The organism is Herbaspirillum camelliae (assembly GCF_001929405.1).
Classification (GTDB): Bacteria; Pseudomonadota; Gammaproteobacteria; order Burkholderiales; family Burkholderiaceae_D; genus Herbaspirillum; species Herbaspirillum seropedicae.
This window is the reverse complement of sequence record NZ_KV880769.1, coordinates 2475419-2500865: the sequence shown is the minus strand read 5'-3', so window position 1 is coordinate 2500865 and position 25447 is coordinate 2475419. Positions and strand designations below refer to the sequence as shown.

The window sequence follows — 25447 nt, the reverse complement described above, 5'->3', positions numbered from 1 at the left end:
TGGCGCCGCAGGATGGAAACAATAGTCCGATCTGCCTTTCGTCCGTGGCATGAAAGACGATGAAGAAGAACGCCATGCAGAGTCGCGCAGCACACGCAAAAAAAACAGAAATGGCCGGACCAACCGGCCACTTCTGCCTTATTCACACCTGCACTGTTCAGGCCTGGGCGGACTTGTTCTTGCGACGGCTTGCCATCAATCCGAACAGCCCCATCCCCAGCAAGGCAAGACTGGCCGGTTCCGGGACGTCGGTAAAGCTGGCTTTCCAGGCCAGCGAATTGGACCAATCCAGACCATCCCATTTCGAGTTGGTGAGAAGGGTGGCATCGCCATTATTGTTATAGAAAACAAACTTGCCGTCATAAGGCCGTCCGGAGCGACGCGAGAGCATCCCCCACTGTGAGTTGCCGGGCTGGCTGTTATCCGTCACGGTCAGCAGGGCCACGTAAGAAGCATTCTTGCTCAGCGCCAGGCTGCCTGCATTGAAGGTGAAAGACTGCAGGCTATTGCTGTTGAGCGTGACGGCCTGACTGAACAGCGCCTGGCCCAGCGCCGATCCGCCTTGCTGCTGATCGCTCCATGCATAGATCCGGGCGCTGGCGGCAATGCTCTTGCCGAAGGTATTGATAAAGAACGTGAAGTTCTTGAGCGCTCCACCGGGAGCCGAGAAGGTTTCACCGTAGGTCGTGGTGGAACCGCTGCCGCCGAAGGGATAGACAATGTTTTTTCCGTCCCAGAGTGAGGTGGTGTCGATGAATGTGGTGTCGATGACAGCGGCATGCGCTGGTGCAAGGGCGGCCGCCATGAGGGTAGCGGCCAGGCTGAACCTGAGGGAAAGTCGTTGGATGGACATCTGCGTATCTCCTGAAAAAGATGAGTCGAAGTGACGCAGTCCATTTAGCAAATCGAGTGCCAGCACAACAATGTCCGCAGAAACAAGGGCTTATCTTTTTCGCTCGATCTTGTCTGTCAACGACCTCGACACACCGTTATGCGCACTGTCAAAAAAGCTTGATGCGCATGCCAGCAGCAGGGGCAACGTAGATTTCTGCACCATGCATCTTTGTTTTTGATTGCCACGTCTAGATTCTGCAATCTCTTTTACTGGCTGCTGATTCGAGGCCAGCGGCGATCTCAACGCGATTGCGCCCGCTATTTTTTGCTCGATAGAGTGCCAAGTCAGCCAAGGTCAGAAGCGTAGTACGGTCATGTCCGGCTTGATAGGCCGCAACGCCAAAGCTGCATGTGCGCCTACCGACAGGGACGAAGTTATATTTCTCTATCAGTAATCTTAGTTTTTCGGCCATGCGCGAGGCATCCTCTATGTCGCATTCCGGCAAGATGAGCAGAAACTCCTCCCCGCCCCAACGACCTACCAGGTCTGAGGACCGCACGTTACGCCTCAAGATCTCCGCGATACCAACCAGAACAGCGTCGCCCGTCGCATGCCCAAAATTGTCATTCACTTCCTTGAAGTGATCAATATCCAGCAGTATCAGCGATAAATTTTTTTCATATCGATCAGCACGATTTATTTCGTTATCAAGCACTTCATCCAGCTTCATCCTGTTGGCCAAGCCGGTCAATTTATCCGTGACGGCCAGCTGCGCAAGTTTTTCATTCAGACGCTCAACGCGCTGTTCAGCCAATTTACGTCCTGTAATGACGACGTGAGAAATGACGAAGAAATCTTCCGCCTCCAGCACTGGGGCTATGCGCATCATGAACCAGCGTTGCTCATTGGGGCTATGGCATGGATATGCGTACTGGAAGAACGGTGCACCAGACTCGACAACTGATCGGATGCCGTCATAAACTTTTCGACCATCACCATCGCCACTGTTGCCTGCCGAACGGCATACGGCGAGATAATTGATGCCAATCCAGCTGTAGCCAGCAGGTATGCCATTCTCGATCCCGAATTCACACCATGTCTTGTTGACGTAATGGATCACCCCAGTACGGTCTATCAATGCAATCTGGCTATCGAGAGAGTCCAGGGTGGCTCGGAGCAGTCTGGGAAACTGACGTCCTACGGATTTTTCGGCCTGCGATTGACGATGTCTTTCTTCGAGATCCCTCTTCATGCATCGCTCCAATCCTTTATTTAGTTAGAACTCGTTTCATGAACAGCTCAGCTGCAATCGGTCGGACTAATAATTTCTGAATCGCTTAGAGCTTAGATAGCTCTAGGCAGCGCCAAGTCTTCTCGATATGCAACGGAGCTGACACGAGAAGCTATTTACGGCGAAATCGGGATTGGAGAATCAGACGATCTTGAATGAAATGCTGCTCGCACTTCCCATGGAGAGGGCAATTCTCCCCTTCTCCAACCGAGACAGTTTCGTGATCGATGAGCTCGCCAGATGCGTTGGCAACCGGCGATACACACAGGAACTCACAAGGCGCAGGCGCCAGCGCTCGAGATCGTGTGGGAGGCACTCCCCTGTGCCTGAAAGGCAAGCCTGCTCACCTCGCGCGAGCGGCCCCGTATGAGTCGTGTAGACGTTACGCATTCCCCCTCCTTTAGCGCCGCCGGACTACTGACCTTGCTGGTGCTTGTGCCATTTTTCTTGTAGTGAATGACATGACCCCAATTCAAGATCCGCACAGGCACTGCCTGGGATTTCAGGATAACGAATTAGCGATCAACAAACGCATGGACACGCTGCTGCCAGCATAACAATTTAGCGCCCTTCACTTATTGGGCAACACTGCGGAGCCAAGATGATTGATGAGTTTTTCTCAGCTCCAAAACGACACCGTCTCACTGAATCCGCATCATGCCGTAGGCTAGATAGCGTCGCAGATTCAGTGAGACGGTGGGTGAACAAAGCCCCCCTTGTTCACAACCTGACAATAACTCCCCGAATGTTATTGATAGGTCAAATCAATGCTAGCGAGTTGATTATCTGTTTTCAAGCATTTCGTTCAACGAATATGATCTGAGACAAATTTTGTCGTCACCGGATGTAAGTCCTTCTGCGGCTACCCGGCATCAAGGCTTCTGTGCCTTAGAAGGAAAAGGAAGGTAGGTTAACTTGAGTGGCTCAATTTTTTGCTAGTAAAGCCACAAATGTGAGGAATGTGTGAGTTTGGTCCACTATGAAAAATATGCTCAGGGGATAATCCTGCCTCGTCACTTTATACGGCGGTAGCGTCCGGCACCCTGCCGATTTAGCAAATTAAGTCCTCTGACGGATCCAGACTCAGCGGAATTAATTTTCAGCTTCGTGAAGACATGAACAATCCACGCAATGGAACTACCGTACTGAGCTGCACGCTAGTGTTTCTTGCTCAATTGGGCTCGACATTGTGTCTTCCCGTGCTCCCACAGATTGGCAACGACATTGGCCTTACTGAGGCTATAGCCTCACTCTCGCTCGTCGTCTTTTTCGCGGGCTGTGCGGCCCCCCTATTGGTATGGGGGGTATTAGCAGATCGTTGCGGTCGTAGAGTGGCAGTTGTGACCGCCTTGCTTCTGTTCTCCATGGCAGCGGGAGTTGCAGCCAACGCTGCAACTCCATCCGTTTTTTTGGCAGCCCGTGCGATACAAGGAGTAGGAGCCGGTGGCATGGCCGTGCTGGGAAGAATATTGATCGCGGACACTGCAAGCGCTGCAGATTTGGCCAAAAGAATGTCACTGCTGTCATTTACATTTGTTCTGGCGTTGGGTGGCGGTCAGTTTTTGGGTGGCGTGATTCAAGATTTTTTTTTCGTGGCGCCATCTTTTTATGATGACCGCAGCCTCGGGAACTGCCCTTTTCTTATTCATTCAATGCATTCACATTTCTCCCCCCGCGCAATCGTCTAGTCGGCCAGGAGGATTTCGCAGGCCAGCTTGTGCGCGCCATAAATCAATGCGGGGCGGGTCGGTGTGGCCGGGGTCACCGGATCGGGCAGGTCCAGGCCATAGACGGCGATGGTGCTGGCGTAGACCACCACTGGGGGCGGTGTGGCCGGGTCGCGCCGGGCCAGCAGTTCGAACAGGTCCAGCGTGGCGTCCAGGTTCACGCGCCGGCTCAGCGCGGGATCGGCCTCGGCGGCGCCGCCGGGCAGCGCGGCCAGATGAAAGCACAGGTCAGCGCCGAAGGCGACGATCTGTGCTTGCACCTGCGCATCTTGCAGATTGCCTTCGATGCGCACCATCTCTGGCGCAGTCTCGCCCAGTTGCCGGTCCAGTACGGCCAGGCTGCTGATGCGCCGCCCGCCTGCCTGAGCGCGCTGCCGCAGCAGTGCAACCAGGGTGGCGCCGATGAAGCCCCCTGCGCCGGTGACGAGGATCTTCATCGTGCTGGCACCACGCGTTGTTGCAGCAGGCCAAAGGGTCCGGTGCGGCCATCGTCAAAGCAGGCCTGCATGCTGACCTCGTCGCCAAAGCGCATGAAGCCGGTGCGGATGTCGCCGTGGTCGATCTTTTCGATGACGCGGCGTTCGGCGATGCAGGCCGATCCTGCCGCACGCGACTGGTTCGACACCGTGCCCGAACCGATCACGGTGCCAGCGGTGAGCCGGCGACTGCGGGCGGCGTGGGCGATCAGTTCGCCAAAGGAAAAATTCATCTCGCCGCCGTGCGGATGGCCAAACGGCTGGCCGTTCCACTGCACCTGCAGGCGCATCTGCACGCGGCCGTCGCGCCAGGCGGGGCCGAGCTCGTCGGGGGTGACGGCCATGGGAGCGAAGGCGGTGGAAGGCTTGGCCTGCAGGAAGCCGAAGCCGGTCTTCATCTCATGCGGCCCCAGCGCGCGCAAGCTCCAGTCATTGATCTGCACCAGCAGACGCACTGCCTGCAAGGCCTGGCTGGCCTGCACGCCCATAGGGACGGGGCCGACGATCACACCGAATTCGCCTTCGAAGTCGATGCCATCTTCTTCCGAGGGCAGCGCCACGTCCTGATAGGGGCCGAGGAAATCATCGCTGGCGCCCTGGTACATCACGGGCACGGTGTCGAAATGCGGGATCGGTGGTGTCTTGAAGGCCTCTTCCATCAGCCGCCCATGATTGAGAAAGGCCGAGGCATCCAGCCATTGCGGGCTGCGTGGCAGCGGGGCGATGCATTGGCGCGGGTCGAATGCGATGGTCTCAGTGAGACCGCCCTGGTTGAGGGCGTCGTAACGTTCTTGCAGCAAGGGCCGCACCTGGTCCCAACGTTGCACGGCGTCCAGCAGGCTGGCGGCGATCTGCGGCACGGGCTCGGCCTGGCGCTGGTCGCGCGAGACCAGCAGCAAGGCGCCATCCAGGCTGCCATCGGGGAGCGTGGCCAGTTTCATGGCTCAGCCCTCCTTGCGCAGTTGGGCGGCGATGTCGGCCTCATAACGGCCATCGACCAGGATGAAGAGCATGCGGCAGGGCCGGCCCGAGCGATTGGCCCAGGCGTGGTTGGTGCCGCGCTGTACCACCACGCTGCCCGGCTTGAGCGCGACTTCGCCCTGGTCGAGCACCAGGGTCATCTCGCCTTCGATGACGATGCCATAGTCCACCGACTCGGTGCGGTGCATCAGCGGATGGGGTGAGTCGGCCTGCACCGTGGAGGCCTGGGCTTCGCCGATCTGTGTAAAGGCATCCTGCATCTTGTGATGGGCATGGGCGAGGAACTCGTCGGTATCGGGCGGGATATCGACGAAGCGCATGCGCGTGCCGTGGGGGGGCGGAGACAGCACCAGTGCTCCCACGGTGGGATCAGCGCCGTTGTCCACCTGCGCTGGCGTGCTGGAGGTACTCCAGACTTCATGGAACACGGTGCCGGGGATGGCGGCGATTTCCACGACGGTCGGCAGCGGCCCGTTGCTGCTGACGATGGAACGGCCTTGGGCGTCGTGGCCGGTGACCACGCGATGGATGGGGGGAAAGCTCATGATGACTCCAGTGGCAAGCAGGTTCAGGCGGCGTCGAAGATCGCCACGGCGCGCGTCCATCCGGCGCTGGCGCCGCGGATCTTGTGCGGGAAGCAGCTGATCATGAAGCCATGCGCTGGCAGGGCTTCGAGGTTGTGCAGTTTCTCCAGGTGGCAGTAGCCGATGTCGCGGCCGGCCTTGTGGCCTTCCCAGATCAGGGCCTTGTTGCCGGTCTCGGCCACGCGCTGGGCGGTATAGGAAAAGGGGGCGTCCCAGCTCCATGCGTCAGTGCCGGTCAGGCGTACGCCGCGTTGGAGCAGGTACATGGTCGCTTCATAACCCATGCCGCAACCGGCGCCGAGATAGTCGCGGTGACCATAGCGGGAGCCGGCGCGGGTGTTGACCACGACGATATCGAGTGGCTCCAGGACATGGCCGATGCGCTTCAATTCGGCTTCCACGTCGGCGGCAGTGGCGACGTAGCCATCGGGGAAGTGGCGGAAGTCCAGTTTCACGCCGGGCTGGAAGCACCACTCCAGCGGGACTTCATCGATGGTGATGGAGGGGCGTGCGCCGCCATTCCTGGCGTCCTGGGTGGAATGGAAATGCCAGGGCGCATCGAGATGGGTGCCGTTGTGCGTGGTCAGGGTGACCCATTCAGCGGCGGCGGCTTCGCCGTCGGGATAGTCTTCGGGCTGGGTGCCGGGCAGCATGGCCATGAATTCGGGCAAGGTGTCGGCGTGCTTCTGGTAGGTGATCTTGGGCGCCAGTGGCGGCGGGTCGGAGAGCACGTCGTTTTCGAGATAGATGGACAAGTCGACGAAGCGATGCCGGCGACGTGCTTGCAAGGATGCGGTCATGCCAGGGCCTCCTGAGGTTGAACGGCGGCACCACGCGGCAGCCGCGAGAAACAGAACGATGCCGTCAGGCCCAGCGTCAGCGCCACCGGTCCCAGGCTGCCATAGCCCCAGCCCTGCACCAGCGTGCCGCCGAGGATGGGGCCGATGGCCGCGCCGGTCATCAGCATGGCGGGCGTGGCGGCCATGGCGCGGCCACTGCGGTCCAGCCGGGCCATGAGGCCGAAGGCAAAGGTATGCGTGAAGATCATCACGGCGGCAAATACCGACGCGGCGGCGGCATAGGGTGCGAAGCGCGCCGAGGACATGATCACCAGCACCAGCAGCGCCTGCACCAGCGGGCCGGCCATGAGCACGCTGCGGGCCGGCAGGCGCTTTTCCAGCAGGGCCGCCAGCGGTGCGGGCAGGAGATTGACGAAACCCAGGGCGATGAGCACGCCGGTGACGGCTTGCAGGCCGAAGCCGCGATCACTGCCGACGCGTTCGAGGAAGCTGAAGGTCATCGACTGCACCAGCCCCATGCAGGCGATCCCGGCGATGCCGTACCAGACCTGACGCGGCACCGGTTGACGCACGATGGACACGCGCGGCAGGCCATCGGTCTCGGCACGCGGAAAGGCCAAGGCGCTGGCCAGCGCGCCCACCGCCATCACGCCGGCAAAGAGGTAGAACAGCGTGCTGCCACCAAGGTGAGCGACCAGCGGCGGCGCACTGCCCAGAAACAGGATGGCGAAGACGCCCAGCGCGATACCGACCAGGGCAAAGCCGCGATGCGGATTGCTGCCACGGGCGATGGTGCCATGCGTGACGCTCAGGGACAGCCCGGTCGTGATGCCGCACACGGTATGCAACAGGGCCAGCAGGAGGTAGTGATGGGTCTGCGCCGCCACGGTGAACAAGAGCGCCGACAGGGCGAAGCCGATGGCGGCCTTCCAGCGCGCCGTCTCGGGATCGAAGCGCGGCGCCAGCATGGCGCTGGCCAGCACAGCGCCACCGAGAAAGAGCGAGGCCAGCAGGCCGGCCTGGCGCGCATCGAAATGGTAATGCGCCACCAGCGTGCCGACCCACACTGGCAGGGCCACCAGGTCAATCATGCCGGCGCAATGCGCCAGCATCAGCGCAGCCAGGCCGCGCTTGGAATAGCTCGTGATCATGTCGTCTCCTCGCGTTGTGCGCAGGTCAAAACTGTTAATGATTTATATTTTTTATGGGTTTTATGCGTTGTGCATTCAGATGGGTTGCACCAGCGCCGCATGCGAGGCGCGCATGATGCGCGAATGCTCGTCCTTGTCGCCGCCTTCGACCTCGATCTCACCCAGGCGCGCCGAGTTTTCCACCACCATGCGGCAGCGCTCCCAGCGACGCTCCTCGAAGGCGGCCAGGGCCTGGGGCACGGCGCCGTTGCGTTCCAGCTCATCGGCCAGCACCAGTGCATCCTCGATGCCGATGCAAGCGCCCGAGGCCAGGTGGGGCGTGGTGGCATGGACGGCGTCGCCGATCAGCACCACGCGTCCCTGGTACCACGGACGCGGCAACAGCAGGCCTTCCAGCGGACGGAAGATGATGCGGGCCTTGTCATCGAGCTGCTCGCGGATGGTCTTGAGCACCGGCGCGCTGAACTCTTCCAGCAAGCCGCGCAGATGCGAGACAAAGGTGGCCGGATCGACGTGATCGTTGAGCGGGCGCGGTTCGGTGACGAACAGGTACATCTCGTCCCGGGACACAGGATTGACGCCCGGCTTGATGCGCGGCCCCATCCACATGGTGCAGGTAGTGATCTCTTGCGGACGCGGCAGCACGGCGCGCCACACCGCCTGGCCGCTGTAGCGCGGCTTGGGGGCATGGGGGAAGAGATGCGTGCGCAGCTTGGAATAGAGGCCATCGGCGCCGATCACCAGGTCATAGCGGCGGGTCTGGCCATCGGTGAAGTCCACTTCGACCTCGTGGCCGACTTCGCGCAGTGCGCTGAAGGTGCAACCCAGGCGTACATCGGCGCCGGCCGCGCGGGTGGCGTCGGCCAGGATGCGCGCCAGCACCGGACGCAGGATGGCGCCGCCGCCCGGCACATCGGGGCTGGCCAGGCGCGGTGTGGGCAGTTCGGCCACTTGCGGACCATGCGGCAGGCACAGGCGCACACCATCGCCGGCTGCCCCTTCGCGCAGGAAGGCCTCCAGCACACCCAACTGCTTCAAGGCGCGCAGGGTGGCCGGCCCCAGGCTGATGCCAGCGCCATAGTTGCGCCACTGGGCATCGAGTTCCACCAGGTCGACCTGGGCGCCGCGGCGGCGCAGGTCGATGGCGGCCGACATGCCGGAAAAACCGCCGCCGATGATGAGGATGCGTTGGGCTGCGAGTGTCATGGTGAGTCTCCTGGATATTTTTCTTGAAAGAGTTAACGCTGATCGTCGGCGGCCGCATGCAGGCCGCCGTCGTCATCGATGCGTAGCGGCACTGCCGTGAGCGTGTCGCCCAGGCAGGGACCGAGCGTACAGACGCCCGTGAGCGGATCGAACAGCGCGCCATGGGCAGCGCAGACCAGGTGCTGGCCGGTGCCGTCGAAATAGGCGTCGCGCCGCCACGGCAGCGGCGTGCCGTGGTGCGGGCAACTGTCGCGCCAGGCGCGGACCTGGTCGCCCCGACGCAAGACGAAGAGGGTGGCCTGCCCTGCCGATTCGGTATCGAAACCGCGTGCGCCGTTCTCCGGCAGTTGCGTGACGTGGCACAGGTACATGGCTGTCTCCGTTTTAGTACTCGTACTCGTCCTCGTACTCAGTGCGCCGCGCCTGGCGGCGGCGGGCCGCTCGGCGCCCACTTCTCGCGGTACTGGAACAGGAACAGCTGCGAGGCATCGGCGCCCATGGGGACTTCGCGCGCGGCCCAGCTTTGGTCGTGCAGGTCCATGTCGGCGTCGTACTCGACATGGCAGCCCAGCGGGGAATTGAAATACCAGAACCAGTTGCTGCCGAAACGATGGCGGCCAGGCCCCCAGAAGCTCTGGTAGCCCTTTTCCACGAAGCGGGTGCCGGCCAGCAGCAGTTCGGTCGGACCGCCCATATGGAAGGTGAAATGCTCGCAGCCTTTCATGAAGGGCGGGGTCTGGATCATGAACAGGGTGTGATGGTCCAGGGTACCTGCAGGGCGCAGGAAGGGGCCGACGCCGGTGAAGCGGTCGGTGCAGACAAAGCCCAGGCGATGATAGAAGGCCTCGGCCTTGGCCGCGTCCGGCACGAAATACACCACATGCGAGAGCGTGCGCGGCAAGGCCGGCAATTCGGGCGGCAGACCCAGTTCGTTGGGCGCGCGCTGGGCGTGGCCAGGGCCATTGACGCGTTCAGCGGGCAGCGTCAGGGGGCGGCGCACGGTGAGCTGGAAGGCCAGCGCAAAGCCCATGTCATCGACGCTGCGCACGATGCCATCGCGGCGGCTGACTTCGCGGTCGCGGCGCAGTTCGGTCTCGATGGCGTCCAGCGTGGCGCTGTCGGCCACGCCATAGACGGTCTCGCGCAGCAGGCTGGCGGTGCCCATGGCTGGCGCAAGACTGGCGTCGTCCTTGGCGCGCAGCACGACGGCGGTGCCGTCCAGCGCTTCGAAGCGGTCGCCGCCGGCGTCCTTGAGGCCATAGTCCAGCAGGTACTGGCGGCAGGCGGGCAAGTCATCCACGCCAAATACCAGGGCGTCAGGTCCAATGATGTTCATGCGTATTCCTTAGGGTTGCAGTCGATGTTCAGCGCTTGGTGCGGCCGCCCAGAGTCTCGGCGACCCAGTCGGCGATGTAGTGGCCGGCGTTGATGGAGTTGTCGAAGCTGGCGTGCTGCACGCCGCCTTCGCGGTCGGTGAAGACCTTCAATTCGCGCTTGGGGCTGTTGACCAGTTGTTCGTAGGTGCGATGCGCCCACTTGAGCGGAATCTGGCTGTCCTTCTCGCCATGGGTGACCAGGAAAGGCACGCGGATCTTCTCGACCACGCCGTCCAGGTGGACGTCCTCGGTGATGCGCCTGAAGTCGTCGATATCCTTGGCGCCCCAGACCCAGCAGACGTGCTGCCAGTAATGCGGCACAGGGAAATCGCCCTCCTTCTCCAGACGCCGTTTCTGCACATCGCGCCAATCGTGATTGGCGCCCCACACCACGCCGCAGGCAAAGCGCGGCTCCATGGCCACCACCCGGGGGCAGTAGTAACCGCCCAGCGAGACCCCTTCGCAGCCGATGCGGGCGGGATCGACGTCCTCGCGCTGCTCCAGCCAGTCCACCACATGGCGCGCCCAGTGCTCGGCATCGAAGCGTGCCGTCAAGCCGTGCAGGCGCAGGGCTTCGCCGGTGCCGGGCTGGTCGATCACCAGCGAGGCGACACCGCGCTCGGCCAGCCAGCCGGGCAGGCCCACCAGGTATTTCATTTCCTTGGTCGAATCCAGGCCGTTGAGCTGCACCAGGATCGGGGCGGGCCCCTGCACGTTCCTGGCCCGGGTATAGAGACCGGAGATCACCTTGCCTTCGTAGGGAATCTCGACCCGTTCGCAGTTCTCGCCCGCCAGCGCGATGCCGCGCTGGAACACTTCCAGGAAGCGCTTGTAGAGTTCCAGACGGCCCGGCGCGCCATGGCCCTGCAGGCGTTCGCAGGTCAGCAGGTAGCTGGCGGCGCGCTTGTATTTCTCGCCCGCCGACAGCAGACGGCCGCGCGACTCATCCTCGGCGGCCAGGCTGCACAGCTTTTCGGCCATGTCCGCCCAGGTGGCGCGGAAGGCCGCCGTGCCTTCGGCGTCAGGCTGCCTGGCGGCCTCCTGCAAGGGCGCGCACATGGCTTCGATTTCACCGATGCGCGCGCCCATCTCGATGGCGAGGTCAACGGAAAGATTCCAGACATAGTTCGTCGGGAAGTAACGGAACATGGTGTGACTCCTATGATGACGAGCGCTTGCTCAGTGGCCCCCGCCCATCCACAGCGGCATGGCGAAGTTGATCCAGATGGCGTCGCTCTTGGCGGTATTGGCGGCGTACAGGCCGCGCTGGTAATTCATGTTGATGCTGAAGGGACCGGCGTTGTAGGCCACGGTCGGTCCCAGGGACAGGCTGCGGGCGCGGTTGCCGGTGATGTCGGCGCCGTTCTGCCGGTCATCGGTGAACTGGTTAAGGTAAGAACCGGTGACGCCAAACTTCCATTTGCCGACATTCCAGCCACCGATGAAATCGGCCACATAGGCCGTGCCGGAACGATAATTGGTGCTGCTGTTGCGGTCGTTGATGAGCAGGCGGTTGGAGATGCCCAGATCGAGTCCGTCGGGGTTGTTGTGACGCACGGCCAGCACCGGCTGCCAGGAGGTGTAGCCGACCGCCACGCTGGGCCGGGTCGGGCTGTAGGAGCCGGTCTCCAAAGAGATATCGAATCCGAGCGTGACATTGGTGTGGGCGGCCACGTCCCAGCGCAGCAGCACCGGTGTGGCGGTGACGTTGGAAAGGCCGTTGTGCGTTTCGCTGTGGCCCGCCACTTCGGTATGCAGCGACACCACCGGCAGCACCAGCTGCGAATACACCTTGGCGCCCAGCCATTGCACGCCATAGGAGGCCAGCAAGCGCGTCGTGGCCGAGTAGGCCGACGACTTGAAGGGGATGGGCAGCTTGTTGCCGTTGTTGTCGTAGAGACCGTTAGAGGAACTGTAGTTGAACTGTTCCACCGCAAACAGGCCGGGGATGGGCGGCAGCGCCGCGATGTACTCGCTGGTGGAACCGGTGGGGAACGGCGAGACGCCGCCCTCGAAAGCATAGGCTGCGGGCCATACGGCCATGGTCAGCAGCGCGCAAGTTGCCAGCTGGCATGCCGGCACGAATCCTCTCTTCACTTCTGTCTCCTTGTCTCCTACCCTGCCTGGCGGGGTGTGGCCGCTATCGGCGCATTGTCATGGCCAGGCTCAACAGCGGCGCATCCAGTGCGAGCGCGCCGCCGGCTTGCCGCGCCAGCCCTTTCTGATGGGGCCATGCAGCGGATGAGTGAAGCTTAAGAGTGGGGTTGATATTGATCAAATGGATTGTTTTGATTCATGATATGGACGGCATCAATACATCGACCACCCCATCCGTCGTCTATTCGAGGGTCGGCAAGAACAAGCACAACAACGGAGACCAGCGCCATGCGTTTCAACAAGCTCGACCTCAATCTTCTGGTCGCCCTGGATGCCCTGCTCACAGAGATGAGCATCAGCCGCGCCGCCGAAAAGATCCACCTGAGCCAGTCGGCCATGAGCAATGCCCTGGCGCGGCTGCGCGAGTATTTCGATGATGAATTGCTGATCCAGGTGGGCCGGCGCATGGAGCCCACACCACGCGCCGAGGTGCTCAAGGATGCGGTGCATGATGTGCTGCGGCGTATCGATGGCTCCATCGCGGCGTTGCCGGCCTTCGTGCCGGCCGAGTCCACGCGCGAGTTCCGCATCTCGGTCTCGGACTTCACGCTCTCCGTGCTCATCCCTCGCGTGCTGGCGCGCGCGCACGCTGAAGGCAAGCACATCCGCTTTGCCCTGATGCCGCAGGTGCAAGACCCGACCCGTTCGCTGGATCGGGCCGAGGTGGACCTGCTGGTCTTGCCACAGGAATTCTGCACGCCCGATCATCCTGCCGAAGAGGTCTTCCGCGAACGGCATGTCTGCGTGGTCTGGCGTGACAGCGCGTTGGCGCAAGGCGAGCTGACGCTGGAGCGCTACATGGCCTCAGGCCATGTGGTGATGGTGCCGCCTGGGGCCAATGCGTCTTCGGTGGAAGCGTGGATGGCCAAGAAGCTGGGCTTTGCGCGCCGGGTGGAAGTGACCAGCTTCAGCTTCGCTTCTGCGCTGGCGCTGGTGCAGGGGACGGATCGCATCGCCACTGTGCATGGCCGGCTGGCGCAGCTGCTGGCGCCGCAATGGCCGGTGGTGATCAAGGAGAGTCCGCTGGCGCTGGGCGAGATGCGGCAGATGATGCAGTGGCATCGCTACCGCAGCAATGATCCTGGCATTCAGTGGCTGCGCCGGGTGTTTCTGGAGAGTGCGCGGGAGATGCCACCGGCGTAACTTCTTCGTTGGAGAAGAACATGCATATGGTTTTCTCACTTATTTCACTTATTTCATTTATCTCATTTGTCTCATTTGTCTCATTTATCTCATTTATCTCATTTATCTCTTTGACGGTCCGTACCTGCAGCATGGAGTTTCATTTTGGCGACAGCCGCCCAGGGAAGACTGCAATGGGATCGAGGACCTGACGATATTCAATGGCACAGTAACTCCCCGTAACTTCCTCTAAGTCCACACCGGCCCTTTTTGATCCAGGCCAAGCTCAACTGAACGTACTCGTCAAGCGCCCGCGCTCCACACGAGGCAGGTCAAACCCGACCGGAAATCTGCTTGAACTAAGTCCTGCCATCACTTACCATCCGTAACTGTTTGGTACGTTGCAGTAGAATTCAGCACGTTTTATTACGTGTTACTTCATGTTTTGCATTACGTTGTTCGCATTGATAGTCAGTCACTGATCTATCAAAAAATAATTCCAAATCCCGCGAAAACCAGCGTAACTGCGCGATGCCAGGATGTGCCGGCCAGGACGCAAAAGCCAGTCCGTGGACGAAGGGGGCTTTCTTCACGAGATGGAAGAAAGAGAATAGAAAATATGCTGCGGTCGGGAGCACTGCAGTCGGGGGAAGGTTTCACATGGCAATTCGCAATCGCAGCAGCGAGACCAGGTCTCGTCCATTCATTCGTCTGGCCTGCAGCGCCCTGGCGCTGAGCGCCGTAGCGGGATGTGCATCCATCGAACCGCAGGCCCTGAGCAACAGCGAGATCGCTGCCACCCTGCAGGCGGACAAGCAAGCGCTGGACAAGGGCATCGAGCCGCTCAACGGCCCTCTGACGCTGGATGAAGCGATCGCCCGGGCCATCAAGTACAACGCCGATCGCCGCCTGAAGATGATGGAAGAAGCGCTGGCCGCCGGCACGCTGGAAGCGGGCAACTACGACATGCTGCCCAAGCTGGTCGCCTCGGCCGGTTACCGCGACCGCAACAACGACTACATCACCCGCAGTCAGGATTCGGTCACCGGACAGCAGTCGCTGGCCAACCCCTTCATTTCCTCGGGCCGCAGCGCCGTCACCACCGATCTCACTTTCTCCTGGAGCCTGCTGGACTTCGGCCAGAGCTATTACGCCGCCAAGCAGAACGCCGACCGCGTGCTGGTAGCCCGGGAGCGCCGCCGCAAGGCCTTGCATACCCTGATCCAGGATGTGCGCACGGCCTACTGGCGCGTGGTGGCCGCGCAATCGCTCAAGGGCAAGGTGCAAAGCGGAATCGTTGATGCGGAACAGGCCTTGAAGGACGCCGAACGCGCCGAAAACGAGCGCTTGCGCAACCCGCTGGAGGCCCTGCGCTTCCAGCGCCAGTTGCTGGAAAACCTGCGTCTGCTGGAAACCGTCGAGCAGGAACTCTCGGCTGCCCGCATCGAGCTGGCCGCATTGACGCGCCTGCCGCTGGGCAGCGACTACAGCGTCGCCGCGCCGCAGATGAGCTTGTCCAAGACCTGGCTCGAACTTCCGGTGGCCCAGCTTGAGGAGCAGGCTTTGCAACGCAATGCCGATCTGCGCGAAAGCATGTACAACGCGCGCATCGCCCAGCAGGAAACCCATCGCACCATGCTGCGCCTGTTCCCTGGGCTGTCGTTCAATTATGGCTACAAGAGCAGCGACGACAGCTATCTGATCAATCAGCACTGGCGCGAGGCCGGTGTCCAGGTTTCTTTCAACCTGTTCAATCTGCTGGCCCTGCCCAGCCAGAAACGCCTGGCCGATGCAGGCGTGGACCTGGCCGAACAGAAACGCATGGTCACGCAGATGGCCGTGTTGACCCAGTTGCACATCGCCCGCCTGCAATACGCCAATGCCATGCACCAGTATGAGCGTGCCGATACCATTGCCAATGTGGAAGGACGCATCGCCGACCACGTCGGCAACCAGGCGGTGGCGCAGAAACAGACCCAGCTGGACCGCGTCTCCCAGCAGACCTCGCTGATCCTTGCGCAACTGCGCCGCTACCAGGCCATGGCGGCGGTCCATACCGCCTCATCGCGGCTGCAGGCCTCGCTGGGCATGGAGCCAAGCATTGGCGATGTGGCGGGAGACTCCATTGGCGATCTGGCCAAGGCCGTCCACAAGTCACTTCAGGATTGGGATAACGGCCCCCTTCCGGTGACCAGCAACTAGGTTCGCAAGCATGACCACCCCGCCTCCGCGCCGCCCCATGCAGCTGTTGTCGGCACCGATCATCGCGTTGGTGATGGCTGCGGCTGCGACGCCCTCTTGTCTTGCCGCAGCCCAGACGGCCCAGGCTGCAGACCCTGCAAGACCGGCGCCGTCGGCCTCGCCGGGCATGCTCGACAAACGCGAGATCCGCGCCCAGCTTGCACCGGTGCGCTACACCACCATTGCCGCCGAGATCGGTGCGGTCATCGCGCGCCTGCCCGTCACGGAAGGCGCTCGCTTCCAGCGCGGCCAGACCCTGGTGCAGTTCGATTGCGCCGTCCAGAACGCCCAGCTCAACAAGGCCCGGGCCAGCCTGAGCGCAGCCGACAAGGCCTGGCAGGCCAACAAGCGCCTGGCTGAACTCAATTCAGTGGGGCGGGTCGAGCTTGACGCCTCAGAGGCGGAAGTGGCCAAGGCCCGCGCCGACCTGGCCGCGCAGGCTGCCCTGGTCGGCAAGTGCTCCATTGCGGCGCCCTTTGGCGGGCGTGTGGCCGAGCAAAAAGTGCGTGAACAGCAATTTGCACAACCCGGCCAGACGCTGCTGGAAATCATCGATGACAGCGCCCTGGAACTGGAATTCATCGTGCCCTCGAAGTGGCTGGTCTGGATCAAGCCGGGCAAGGTCTTCCAGATCCGCATCGACGAAACCGGCAAGACCTATCCGGCCAAGGTCCAGCGCCTGGGCGCCAGGGTAGATCCGGTAAGCCAGTCGGTCAAGGTGGTCGGCGTGGTGGATGGAAAATTCAATGAACTGATGGCCGGCATGAGCGGCGCCGTGATGTTCGGCCAGCAAGAGCAGCAGCCGTAGTACCCAATCCAGGGATCAAAAACTCATCAAGGGGGAAGTTCATGCAGATCAAGTCCAACAAGGCGATGAAGAAAATCGCCGCACTGAGCGTATTGAGCGCGGCCATGATGGCCAGTTCCAACAGCCAGGCCTGCTCGGCCGACCCTTTCATCTCGGCGGTCTGCATCATGGCCCTGGCCGGCAATCAGGCTACCGGCGGGTTCGACAGTTACGTGCCGGCCGTTGGCCAGCAACTCCCGGTCTCTTCCTATCAGGCCTTGTACTCCCTGGTCGGCAACACCTATGGTGGCAACAGCAGCTCATTCAATTTGCCTAACCTGCAGGGACGCTTCGTGGTCGGCGCGGGTGTCCAGGCGGCCACGGGCATTGCCTACCCTATCGGCAAAGCGCAGGATAATACCCCGACGATCCTGTTGACGGAAAGCCAGTTGCCCAGCCATACACATGCTTTGAGCAGCGCCACCTCCCCCATCAGCTTCTCCGGCAACGTATCACTGAGCTTCCAGAACGTGAGCTTCGCCACCAGTTTATCGGGAGTCACTGCGGCAACGACCCTGGCCAACGTAGGCGGCTCTGTCGATGGCAGCGCGCTGCAACTGTACGCCTCTCATGGCGGCACCACGACCAATGAGCCTCAGGGAGCCTCACTGACGCTGACCACGGGCTCGAGCGCCAAGATCTATTCCAACGCCACACCTTCTGTGTCCATGATCGGCGGCGCCAACGGCAGCATTCGCGGCACGGCTCCCGTTACGTTCACCGGTACGCCGACCACCACCCTGGGTGGCGCCGCTACGACGATCATGGTGGGCACGCCGACAGCCAGCGTCGCCGGTCTGGGCGCCAATATCACGGGGAAAACTGCTGCGACAGGCATCGGCGCAGCGGTCACCATCATGCCGTCCTATATCGCCATGCGTTACTTCATCGCCGTCAACGGCCTCTATCCTGTTTCCAATTAAGCACGCGGCTACGCTGCCTGCCAGCGTAGCCTGCGTTTTTTGATGATCGTGATTGCCCATGAAGCTCGCCCGCCCCAGTACTCTTCGGGTCATGATGATTGCCGCGCTGCTGGCCGTCAGCGGCGGTGCGCATGCCCAACGGGATAAGGCCGTGGATAAAGCCATGGAGGCTGCGCAAGCGGCACTCACGGCCAAGGATTATCCCAAGGCCTATGCCATGTACCTGCGCCAGAGCGACCGTAACGGTCTGGCGCAGTTCGTGGTGGGCATGTTCCATCAAGAGGGCTGGGGACGCCCGCGCGACCCGGTGAAAGCCTGCTCCTGGTTCGAGAAGGCGGCACAACAAAAGGTGCCGGCCGCTGCGAACAACTGGGCCGATTGCCTGGCGCTGGGCGTCGGTCGTGCTGCCGACATTCCTGCCGCGCTGAAGTGGTACGAGCTGGCGGCACAGCAGGGCCATCTGATTTCGGCCTGCCATGCCGCCGATTACTACCTCCAGGGCAAGGGCGTAGCACAGGATGTACCGCGCGGGATGGCCATGTGCACAGCAGTTGCCCAGGCCTCCTCGATACCGGCCATGCTGCAGATGGCGCAGTACCATGAACAGGGCACATTCGTTCCGCAGGACCTGCAGCGCGCACGCGCCTGGTACCAGGCAGCCGCCGAACTGGGCAGCGCCGAGGCGCAATTCCATCTGGGCGTGATGCTGGCCCAGGGCGATGGCGGACCCGCCGACCTGGGGGCCGCCGTGAACTGGCTGGAAAGCGCTGCCGGTAGCGGTTACGTGCCGGCCTACCTGCCGCTGGCGCTGCTGTATGCGAAGCTGCCGGTGCAAGCCGATACGGGACTGTTGGCGCCCGAGCATCTGGCCAAGGCCTATCTATGGAACAGTGCCGCCAAGGCCACGGTGACCGATGCGACCGCACGCGCTGCCGTCGAGCGCCTGGACGGCATGATCAGCGCCGTCATGCCTGCCGCCTGGCGGCCTACGCTGGATCAGCAGGTGGCGGCCCACCTGGCGCAACATGCGCACTGACACGGCTACCTTTCTTCAACACGCGCTTGCTGCCTTGCGCGCCGGCATCTACGTCACCTCGGGACTATCGCCATGACCAGCACACCCCTCCCCCATCTGCCCACAGCACTCGAGCCTGACACCGACCGCCCTGCCCGCATGCGCCTGCAACGCAAGCCGCACCGGCTGGCGCTGGAGCAGCGTTTCATGTTCGACGGCGCGGCCGTGGTCGATGCGGCGCACGCCGCCGCCGATACCGCCGCGCTAGCCAAGATCGCCGAGGTGCCGGCTGCGGTGGAGGTGCGTGCTGCCGACCCGGGCAAGAATGAGCAGAAGAAGGAAGTGGTCATCGTCGATACCTCGGTGGCCGACTACAAGGCGCTGGAAGCCAAGATCGGCGCGGGTGTGGGCATTGTCGAGATCGACGGCAGCAAGGATGGCCTGGCGCAGATCGCCAAATGGGCGCAGACGCAGAGCGGCTACGATTCCATCAGCATTCTCTCGCACGGAGCCGATGGCCAGTTGCACCTGGGCAGTACCACGCTGACCGACAGCAGCCTGTCCGACACCCTGGTCAAGGCCGAGCTGGCCGAACTGGGACATGCGCTCAAGGCCGGCGGCGACCTGCTGCTGTACGGTTGCGATATTGCCGAAACAGCAGAGGGCAAGGCCTTCATCAATGACTTGTCCAAGGCCACGGGCGCAGACGTCGCGGCCTCCAGCGATGTGACCGGCAACGCCGCGCGCGGGGGCGACTGGACGCTGGAGTACCGCACCGGCACGATTGAAGCCCACGCATTTGCCGCCACCGATTATCAAGGCGTGCTGGCCAGCTCGACCTTCGATTTCGAAACCGTCGGGCAAGGCACCGTCGCCAAGACCATCACCCAGACTGTCGGATCGGACACGATGGTCATTACATCGACCGACAGCAACATGCTGGTGGATTCGCAGGTCAACGCCTTCGGCGCCGTGGTCGCCGATGCCTCGGGCAAGGTGATGGCCACAGGAGAAGGTGGCCTCTATGCCGAGTCGCATCTGGTGATCAGCGTCGCAGGCAGCAAGACCTTTGACCTGACTTCCTTCACCCTGGTCCAGGTGGGCGGGGATGGGCTGACCATTACCCTCACCACCAGCAAGGGCAGTGAAACCTTCACCGCCAACTTCGTCAACAACTCCTGGGTAGTGAACCTGTCCAATGCGGTGCATCCGGCCTACTTCACCGGCGTGAGCACCGTGGCCATCACCACGGCCGATGCCGGCGGCGTCTTCGAATGGGGCTTCGACAATATCGTCCTGAGCAACATCACCTCCCCCAACGCCGTGCCGTCTACCAACGTGGCCACGGCCGTTCTGTCGCAGGACAGTGGCCTGAGCAACAGCGACTTCATTACCAACGTCGCCAACCAGACCATCAGCGGCACGCTCACGGCCAACCTGGTGGCGGGTGAATCGGTGCAGGTCTCCTTCGATGGCGGCGCTACCTGGACCACCGCCACCAGCAGCGTGGGCAGTTCCGCCTGGTCGGTCAATACCACGCTGTCGGGCAGCAATACCTTCGAAGCACGCGTGACCAATGCCAATGGCAGCGGCACGGCCTACACGCACACCTATACCTTCGACAATGTCGCACCGACCGTCACGGTGGGCAACCTAGCCTTCTCCAATGACAGCGGCAGCAGCAATACGGACTTCATTACCAGCATCGCCTCGCAGAACATTACCGCTACCCTCAGCGCGGCCCCGGCCGGTAGCGATGTGGTGTATGGCTCGCTGGACAATGGTGCGACCTGGGTCAACATCACCAGCAAGGTCTCCGGCACCAACTTGATCTGGAACGGCGTGACGCTGACTGGCAGCAACACGCTGCTGATCAAGGTACAGGATCGCGCCGGCAATGACGGCCCAGTGGCCACGCAAAGCTATACGCTGGACACCACGGCTCCCACCATCACCTTCAGCAACGTCGCTCTCTCCAACGACAGCGGCACCAGCAGTACGGACTTCATCACCAACGTTGCCGCGCAGACCATTACCGCCACCCTCAGCGCCGCCCCGGCCGCCAGCGATGTGGTGTATGGCTCGCTGGACAATGGCGCCACCTGGACCAACATCACCAGCAAGGTCTCCGGTACCACCTTGACCTGGAATGGTGTGACGCTGTCCGGCAGCAACACGCTGATGCTGCGCGTGGCCGATGCCGCGGGCAACAATGGCGCGAGCACGCCCCAGTCTTACGTACTGGACACGACCGCCCCGACGATCACGTTCTCCACCATCCGTTTCTCCAGCGATACCGGCGCCAGCAGTACCGACCTCATCACCAACGTTGCCGCGCAGACCATTACCGCCACCCTCAGCGCCGCCCCGGCCGGCAGCGATGTGGTGTATGGCTCGCTGGACAATGGTGCGACCTGGACCAACATCACCAGCAAGGTCTCCGGCACCACCTTGACCTGGAACGGCGTGACGCTGACGGGCAGCAATACCTTGCGCCTGCGCGTGACCGACGCCGCAGGCAACAATGGCTCCAGTTCCAACGCCAGCTATACGCTCGACACCTCCGCCCCCGCCACGCCCGGCGCGCCCACGCTGGACGCCGCCAGCGACAGCGGCGTCTCCAGCAGCGACCACATCACCAACGTGACCACACCAACGCTGAGCGGCACGGCCGAGACCGGCAGTACCGTCAGCATCTACGACGGCGCCACGCTGCTGGGATCCGCGGTAGCCACCAATGGCAGCTGGAGCTACACCTCCGGCACGCTGCCCAGCGGCACTCACGTCTTCACGGTCAAGGCGACCGACACTGCCGGCAACGTCTCGGCGGCGTCTTCCGCACTGACCGTCACCGTGGACACGACCGCGCCGACGCTCAACTCGCTGACCTTGCCCGCCAATGGCACCTATTACAGCGGCCAGGCCATGGACTTCGTGGTCAACTTCGACGAAGCGGTGCTGGTCGATACCACCGGTGGCACGCCGCGCATTGCCATCACCGTCGGCGCGGCAACGCGCTATGCCACCTATGTCTCCGGCTCCGGTACGAGCGCCCTGTCGTTCCGCTATGTCGTGCCCAGCGGCGACAGCGACTTCGACGGCATCACCGTCGGTTCGCTGTCCACTAATGGCGGTACGCTCAAGGATGCCGCTGGCAACGACGCGGGCACCTCCATGACCCCGGGATCGACCACTGCGGTCCTGGTCGACGGCTCCCAGCCCAGCGTCACCAGCGTGAGCGCCAGCACCAGCGACGGTGCCTACGGCAGCGGCCAGACCGTGACCATCGTGGTCAACTTCAGCGGCGCGGTCACAGTGGACACCACCGGCGGCACGCCCACGCTGGCGCTGGACTCCGGCGGCACGGCCACCTATACCGGCGGATCGGGCAGCAATGCGTTGACCTTCGTCTATACGGTGGCAGGCGGACAGAACTCCGCCGATCTCGACTACAGTTCGACCTCCGCACTGGCGCTCAACGGGGCCACCATCGTCGACGCCGGCGGCAGCCACCAGAATGCCTCGGTCACCCTGTTCGCCCCGGGAGCCGCCGGCTCGCTGGGCGCCAACAAGGCCATCGTCATCGACACCATCGCGCCGACCACGAGCTTTGGCGGCCTGTCCTTCTCCAATGACACCGGCAGCAGCAGCACCGATTTCATCACCAATACCGCCGCGCAGACCATTACGGCCACACTGAGCGTGGCCCCGGCGGGCTCGGAGCGGGTCTACGGCTCGCTGGACAATGGCGCCACCTGGACCGATATCACCAACAAGGTCAGCGGCACCTCGCTGACCTGGAACGGGGTCACCCTGTCCGGCAGCAATACCTTGCAACTGAAGGTGCAGGATGCCGCGGGCAACCAAAGCACGGTGAAGACCCAGGCTTATGTGCTCGATACCACCGCCCCGTCCATCACCTTCAGCAATCTGGCCTTGTCGGCCGACACCGGCAGCAGCAACACCGACTTCATCACCAATAGCGCCGCGCAAACCATTACGGCCACACTCAGTGCCGCGCCGGCCGGCACTGACATCGTCTATGGCTCGCTGGACAATGGCGCCACCTGGACCAATATCACCGGCAAGGTCAGCGGCACCACCCTCAGCTGGAACGGCGTGACCCTCAGCGGCAGCAACACGCTGCTGCTCAGGGTCACGGACAACGCCGGCAATGACGGCACGGTCAAGAGCCAGAGCTATACGCTGGACCTGACCGCGCCGACCATTACCGTCAGCAATGTGGCGCTGTCGGCCGATACCGGCGTCAGCAATACCGATTTCATCACCGCCACGGCGGCACAGACCATCACCGCTACCCTCAGCAGTACGCTGACCGGCGGCGACAGGCTCTATGGTTCGCTGGACAATGGCGCGACCTGGACCGACCTCACCGCTCAGGTCACCGGCACCACCTTGAGCTGGGTCGGCGCCACCCTGCAGGGCGGCAACCACACCTTGCTGCTGAAGGTGCAGGACAACGCCGGCAACGATGGTGCCATCGCGACCCAGGCCTATACGCTGGAAGTGCCCGCTGCCACTGTCCCCTCGGGAAATCTGGCGGGGCTGTTGAGTCCATCCAGGCTCCCCGTCGCCAGCACCGATACGCCTCTTCCAGTCGGGCCGCTGCCGGCTCCCGCCCCCTTGTCGCCAGCAGTCGAGCCGATGCTGAGCTTCCTGTCTGGACAATCACCCTTGGGCTCAGGCCAGCCAGGATGGGGCCTCTCGGCAGAACGCAGCTTTGCCTTCGACTTCAGCAATGGCGAGCGCACCAGCCTGCTGACGCCCCCTGCCAGCCCCGGCAGCTATCAGGTGGTCGTGCTGGAGCGCACCGGCAGCGGCGATACCCTGCAGGCCTATGCACCTTTGAACGATGTGTCCTTCGCCGCTGGCCAGCGCATTTCCGTCCAGGTGCCAGCCGACGCCTTTGGCCACACCAATCCGGATGCCGTGGTGAGCCTGTCGGCCACCGCTGCCAATGGTGCGGCCCTGCCAGGCTGGCTGAACTTCTCGGCGCAGAGCGGCACCCTCTCCGGCCAGGCGCCTGCCGGCATGCGCGGCGAATTCAGCATCCGCATCGTTGCGCGCGACAAGCAGGGACATGAAGCGGTGCAGGTGCTCAAGCTCCGTCTGGGCGAACGTGCGCAAGGGGCGATGAACCAACTGCTTCCGGATGACCTGCAAGGCGCCGACAAGCTCGCCGCAGGACGCAGCAGCCTGAGCGAGCAACTGCAGGCCTCGCGCGCCAGTGGCAGCGATCGGCTGGCGGCGCTGGCGCGTAGCATCAAGGTGGCGATGACAGGACAGGTATGAATGCAGTCGCGCATGACGAGCCCCCTTCACCGCTCTTGACGCTGATCGACCTGGGACATCGCGCCCGGGTCGCCGCCAATACCGACGAACTGGCCTTCTTGCTGGTCAACGAAACACATCGCCTGCTGCGCTACCGGCAGAGCGCGCTGTGGTTCGCCGAAGGCGGAGTGCGTTGTCTTTCCGGGGTGGTGCAGGTGGAAGCCAATGCCCCCTATGTGCAATGGCTCAAGCAAGTCTGCCAGGCCTTGCCGGTGGCCGATGAACGTCCGCGCGTGAGCGTGGTGGACGTGGATCGCCTGCCCGATCCGGTGCGTGCGCAATGGGACGAATGGCTGCCGCGCCAGGCGCTGTGGATCAGCCTGCCGGCCAGCGCCCAGCATCCTGGCAGCGTCGCCGGTGGCCTGTTGCTGGCCGGGGATGTCCAACACCATCCCGACCTGGGCAATGCCGCCTTCTACCCCTTGCTGGAAGAATGGCTGCATACCTGGCATCACGCCTGGCTGGCCCAGTTCAGGCCGCGTGCCTGGTCGCCCACCCTGTGGCGGGAAAAGATGGGGGCCTGGTGGCATGGCGCCCGTGACCGCAAATGGTGGCAGCGGCGCCCGCCCCGCATCGCCTTGCTGGTGACGGCGCTGTTGCTGTGCCCGGTGCGGCTGACCGTCCTGGCGCCGGGCGAACTGGTGCCGGCCCAGCCTGTTGTCATCCGCGCCCCGCTCGATGGCGTCATCGCGCAATTCAACGTCCAGCCCAATGCCGTGGTCAAGGCGGGGCAGCCCTTGTTCAGCTTCGATGAAGCGCCCCTGGCCAGTCGCCTGGAGGTGGCCCGCTACGCCTTGTCGGCAGCCCAGGCGGAGTATCGGCAACAGGCCCAGATGGCAGTCTCGGACAGCAAATCCAAAGGCCAGTTGGCCCTTGCGCTGGGCAAGATCGGTGAAAAGCAGGCCGATGCCGATTACCTGCAAAGCCAGTTCGAGCGCTCCCATGTGCTGGCGCCGCAAGACGGCGTGGTGCTCTTCGATGATCCCTCCGAATGGATAGGCCGCCCGGTGCAGACCGGAGAGCGCATCATGAAGATCGCAGCGCCCCAGGATGTCGAGATCGAAGCCTGGGTGGCCGTGGGCGACGCCATTCCCCTGCCCGATGCCGCCCCGGTCAGCCTCTACCTGGCCGCCACGCCATTTGATGCGCTCAGCGGCCAGGTGCGCTATCTCGGTCATGATGCGCTCGCGCGGCCTGACGGCAATTACGCCTATCGCCTGCGCGCCCGCCTCGACAGCACCACGACGCAAAGGGTGGGCCTCAAGGGCAGCGTCAAGATACGCGGCGGCTGGGTTCCGCTGGCGTACTGGATCCTGCGGCGCCCGCTGGCGGTGATCCGTCAATTCATTGCCTATTGAGTCGC

The 25447-nt window shown here is 62.8% G+C and carries 20 protein-coding genes; 8 read left to right on the top strand and 12 right to left on the bottom strand.

Annotated features, from left to right (window positions below; all coding sequences use genetic code 11):
* Positions 1 to 157 precede the first annotated feature (157 nt).
* Together BGK68_RS11115 and BGK68_RS11110 are read right to left on the bottom strand one after the other, a co-directional pair.
* Positions 158 to 853, bottom strand: a complete 696-nt coding sequence (locus BGK68_RS11115) for a PEP-CTERM sorting domain-containing protein (RefSeq protein ID WP_075257147.1) — start codon at positions 851 to 853, stop codon at positions 158 to 160.
* Between the two features lie 229 nt (positions 854 to 1082).
* Complete coding sequence (locus BGK68_RS11110) at positions 1083 to 2087, bottom strand: sensor domain-containing diguanylate cyclase (RefSeq protein WP_075257146.1); 1005 nt, start codon at positions 2085 to 2087, stop codon at positions 1083 to 1085.
* Between the two features lie 1154 nt (positions 2088 to 3241).
* Between BGK68_RS11110 and BGK68_RS11105 the strand changes: the two genes are divergently transcribed.
* Entirely contained in the window at positions 3242 to 3814 is a 573-nt protein-coding gene (locus tag BGK68_RS11105) for an MFS transporter (RefSeq protein ID WP_075257145.1), read from the top strand.
* Here the strand turns inward: BGK68_RS11105 and BGK68_RS11100 are convergent.
* The 10 genes from BGK68_RS11100 to BGK68_RS11055 form a co-directional block, all read right to left on the bottom strand.
* Entirely contained in the window at positions 3811 to 4290 is a 480-nt protein-coding gene (locus BGK68_RS11100; RefSeq protein WP_233149293.1) for an NAD-dependent epimerase/dehydratase family protein, read from the bottom strand. The two genes, BGK68_RS11105 and BGK68_RS11100, sit on opposite strands and share 4 nt — an antisense overlap.
* Positions 4287 to 5270 carry a fumarylacetoacetate hydrolase family protein gene (locus BGK68_RS11095; protein WP_075257144.1) on the bottom strand — a complete coding sequence of 328 codons (984 nt, stop codon included), beginning with the start codon at positions 5268 to 5270 and terminating at the stop codon, positions 4287 to 4289. The genes BGK68_RS11100 and BGK68_RS11095 overlap by 4 nt, the downstream gene beginning before the upstream one ends.
* Before the next feature lie 3 nt (positions 5271 to 5273).
* Complete coding sequence (locus tag BGK68_RS11090; protein ID WP_075257143.1) at positions 5274 to 5855, bottom strand: cupin domain-containing protein; 582 nt, start codon at positions 5853 to 5855, stop codon at positions 5274 to 5276.
* A gap of 23 nt (positions 5856 to 5878) precedes the next feature.
* Positions 5879 to 6694: a cyclase family protein gene (locus tag BGK68_RS11085; RefSeq protein ID WP_075257142.1), complete on the bottom strand. Its 816-nt coding sequence runs from the start codon at positions 6692 to 6694 to the stop codon at positions 5879 to 5881.
* The gene (locus BGK68_RS11080; RefSeq protein WP_083657783.1) at positions 6691 to 7845 is read right to left on the bottom strand and encodes an MFS transporter; all 1155 of its coding nucleotides are present in this window, start codon (positions 7843 to 7845) and stop codon (positions 6691 to 6693) included. The genes BGK68_RS11085 and BGK68_RS11080 overlap by 4 nt, the downstream gene beginning before the upstream one ends.
* Before the next feature lie 75 nt (positions 7846 to 7920).
* Entirely contained in the window at positions 7921 to 9051 is a 1131-nt protein-coding gene (locus BGK68_RS11075) for an FAD-dependent oxidoreductase (RefSeq protein ID WP_075257141.1), read from the bottom strand.
* Positions 9052 to 9083: 32 nt separating this feature from the next.
* Positions 9084 to 9422 carry a Rieske (2Fe-2S) protein gene (locus BGK68_RS11070; protein WP_075257140.1) on the bottom strand — a complete coding sequence of 113 codons (339 nt, stop codon included), beginning with the start codon at positions 9420 to 9422 and terminating at the stop codon, positions 9084 to 9086.
* Between the two features lie 38 nt (positions 9423 to 9460).
* Positions 9461 to 10387, bottom strand: a complete 927-nt coding sequence (locus BGK68_RS11065) for a VOC family protein (protein WP_075257139.1) — start codon at positions 10385 to 10387, stop codon at positions 9461 to 9463.
* A gap of 28 nt (positions 10388 to 10415) precedes the next feature.
* Positions 10416 to 11576, bottom strand: a complete 1161-nt coding sequence (locus tag BGK68_RS11060) for an alpha/beta hydrolase family protein (RefSeq protein ID WP_075257138.1) — start codon at positions 11574 to 11576, stop codon at positions 10416 to 10418.
* A 30-nt stretch (positions 11577 to 11606) separates the two neighbouring features.
* On the bottom strand, positions 11607 to 12470 hold the full coding sequence (locus BGK68_RS11055) for a SphA family protein (protein WP_075259789.1): 864 nt from the start codon (positions 12468 to 12470) through the stop codon (positions 11607 to 11609).
* A gap of 342 nt (positions 12471 to 12812) precedes the next feature.
* On the opposite strand from BGK68_RS11055, the gene BGK68_RS11050 reads away from it, so the two are divergent.
* The 7 genes from BGK68_RS11050 (at position 12813) to BGK68_RS11020 (ending at position 25442) form a co-directional block, all read left to right on the top strand.
* Positions 12813 to 13727 (top strand): LysR family transcriptional regulator, encoded by a 915-nt coding sequence (locus BGK68_RS11050; RefSeq protein ID WP_075257137.1) that lies wholly within the window; start codon positions 12813 to 12815, stop codon positions 13725 to 13727.
* A 639-nt stretch (positions 13728 to 14366) separates the two neighbouring features.
* Positions 14367 to 15908 carry a TolC family protein gene (locus tag BGK68_RS11045; RefSeq protein WP_075257136.1) on the top strand — a complete coding sequence of 514 codons (1542 nt, stop codon included), beginning with the start codon at positions 14367 to 14369 and terminating at the stop codon, positions 15906 to 15908.
* A gap of 10 nt (positions 15909 to 15918) precedes the next feature.
* Complete coding sequence (locus BGK68_RS11040) at positions 15919 to 16755, top strand: efflux RND transporter periplasmic adaptor subunit (protein ID WP_233149292.1); 837 nt, start codon at positions 15919 to 15921, stop codon at positions 16753 to 16755.
* A gap of 41 nt (positions 16756 to 16796) precedes the next feature.
* A complete protein-coding gene (locus BGK68_RS11035) occupies positions 16797 to 17717 on the top strand; it encodes a phage tail protein (protein WP_075257135.1) in 921 nt (306 codons plus the stop codon).
* Between the two features lie 58 nt (positions 17718 to 17775).
* Entirely contained in the window at positions 17776 to 18753 is a 978-nt protein-coding gene (locus tag BGK68_RS11030; RefSeq protein WP_075257134.1) for a tetratricopeptide repeat protein, read from the top strand.
* Between the two features lie 72 nt (positions 18754 to 18825).
* Positions 18826 to 24045 (top strand): Ig-like domain-containing protein, encoded by a 5220-nt coding sequence (locus BGK68_RS11025; RefSeq protein ID WP_083657782.1) that lies wholly within the window; start codon positions 18826 to 18828, stop codon positions 24043 to 24045.
* Complete coding sequence (locus BGK68_RS11020) at positions 24042 to 25442, top strand: efflux RND transporter periplasmic adaptor subunit (protein WP_075257132.1); 1401 nt, start codon at positions 24042 to 24044, stop codon at positions 25440 to 25442. The genes BGK68_RS11025 and BGK68_RS11020 overlap by 4 nt, the downstream gene beginning before the upstream one ends.
* The last annotated feature ends 5 nt before the right edge of the window (positions 25443 to 25447 follow it).

Bases quoted from the DNA above. Each gene is read 5' to 3' on its own strand.
- BGK68_RS11115 (WP_075257147.1), bottom strand. From the start codon at position 853: ATGTCCATCCAACGACTTTCCCTCAGGTTCAGCCTGGCCGCTACCCTC.
- BGK68_RS11110 (WP_075257146.1), bottom strand. From the start codon at position 2,087: ATGAAGAGGGATCTCGAAGAAAGACATCGTCAATCGCAGGCCGAAAAA.
- BGK68_RS11105 (WP_075257145.1), top strand. From the start codon at position 3,242: ATGAACAATCCACGCAATGGAACTACCGTACTGAGCTGCACGCTAGTG.
- BGK68_RS11100 (WP_233149293.1), bottom strand. From the start codon at position 4,290: ATGAAGATCCTCGTCACCGGCGCAGGGGGCTTCATCGGCGCCACCCTG.
- BGK68_RS11095 (WP_075257144.1), bottom strand. From the start codon at position 5,270: ATGAAACTGGCCACGCTCCCCGATGGCAGCCTGGATGGCGCCTTGCTG.
- BGK68_RS11090 (WP_075257143.1), bottom strand. From the start codon at position 5,855: ATGAGCTTTCCCCCCATCCATCGCGTGGTCACCGGCCACGACGCCCAA.
- BGK68_RS11085 (WP_075257142.1), bottom strand. From the start codon at position 6,694: ATGACCGCATCCTTGCAAGCACGTCGCCGGCATCGCTTCGTCGACTTG.
- BGK68_RS11080 (WP_083657783.1), bottom strand. From the start codon at position 7,845: ATGATCACGAGCTATTCCAAGCGCGGCCTGGCTGCGCTGATGCTGGCG.
- BGK68_RS11075 (WP_075257141.1), bottom strand. From the start codon at position 9,051: ATGACACTCGCAGCCCAACGCATCCTCATCATCGGCGGCGGTTTTTCC.
- BGK68_RS11070 (WP_075257140.1), bottom strand. From the start codon at position 9,422: ATGTACCTGTGCCACGTCACGCAACTGCCGGAGAACGGCGCACGCGGT.
- BGK68_RS11065 (WP_075257139.1), bottom strand. From the start codon at position 10,387: ATGAACATCATTGGACCTGACGCCCTGGTATTTGGCGTGGATGACTTG.
- BGK68_RS11060 (WP_075257138.1), bottom strand. From the start codon at position 11,576: ATGTTCCGTTACTTCCCGACGAACTATGTCTGGAATCTTTCCGTTGAC.
- BGK68_RS11055 (WP_075259789.1), bottom strand. From the start codon at position 12,470: ATGGCCGTATGGCCCGCAGCCTATGCTTTCGAGGGCGGCGTCTCGCCG.
- BGK68_RS11050 (WP_075257137.1), top strand. From the start codon at position 12,813: ATGCGTTTCAACAAGCTCGACCTCAATCTTCTGGTCGCCCTGGATGCC.
- BGK68_RS11045 (WP_075257136.1), top strand. From the start codon at position 14,367: ATGGCAATTCGCAATCGCAGCAGCGAGACCAGGTCTCGTCCATTCATT.
- BGK68_RS11040 (WP_233149292.1), top strand. From the start codon at position 15,919: ATGACCACCCCGCCTCCGCGCCGCCCCATGCAGCTGTTGTCGGCACCG.
- BGK68_RS11035 (WP_075257135.1), top strand. From the start codon at position 16,797: ATGCAGATCAAGTCCAACAAGGCGATGAAGAAAATCGCCGCACTGAGC.
- BGK68_RS11030 (WP_075257134.1), top strand. From the start codon at position 17,776: ATGAAGCTCGCCCGCCCCAGTACTCTTCGGGTCATGATGATTGCCGCG.
- BGK68_RS11025 (WP_083657782.1), top strand. From the start codon at position 18,826: ATGACCAGCACACCCCTCCCCCATCTGCCCACAGCACTCGAGCCTGAC.
- BGK68_RS11020 (WP_075257132.1), top strand. From the start codon at position 24,042: ATGAATGCAGTCGCGCATGACGAGCCCCCTTCACCGCTCTTGACGCTG.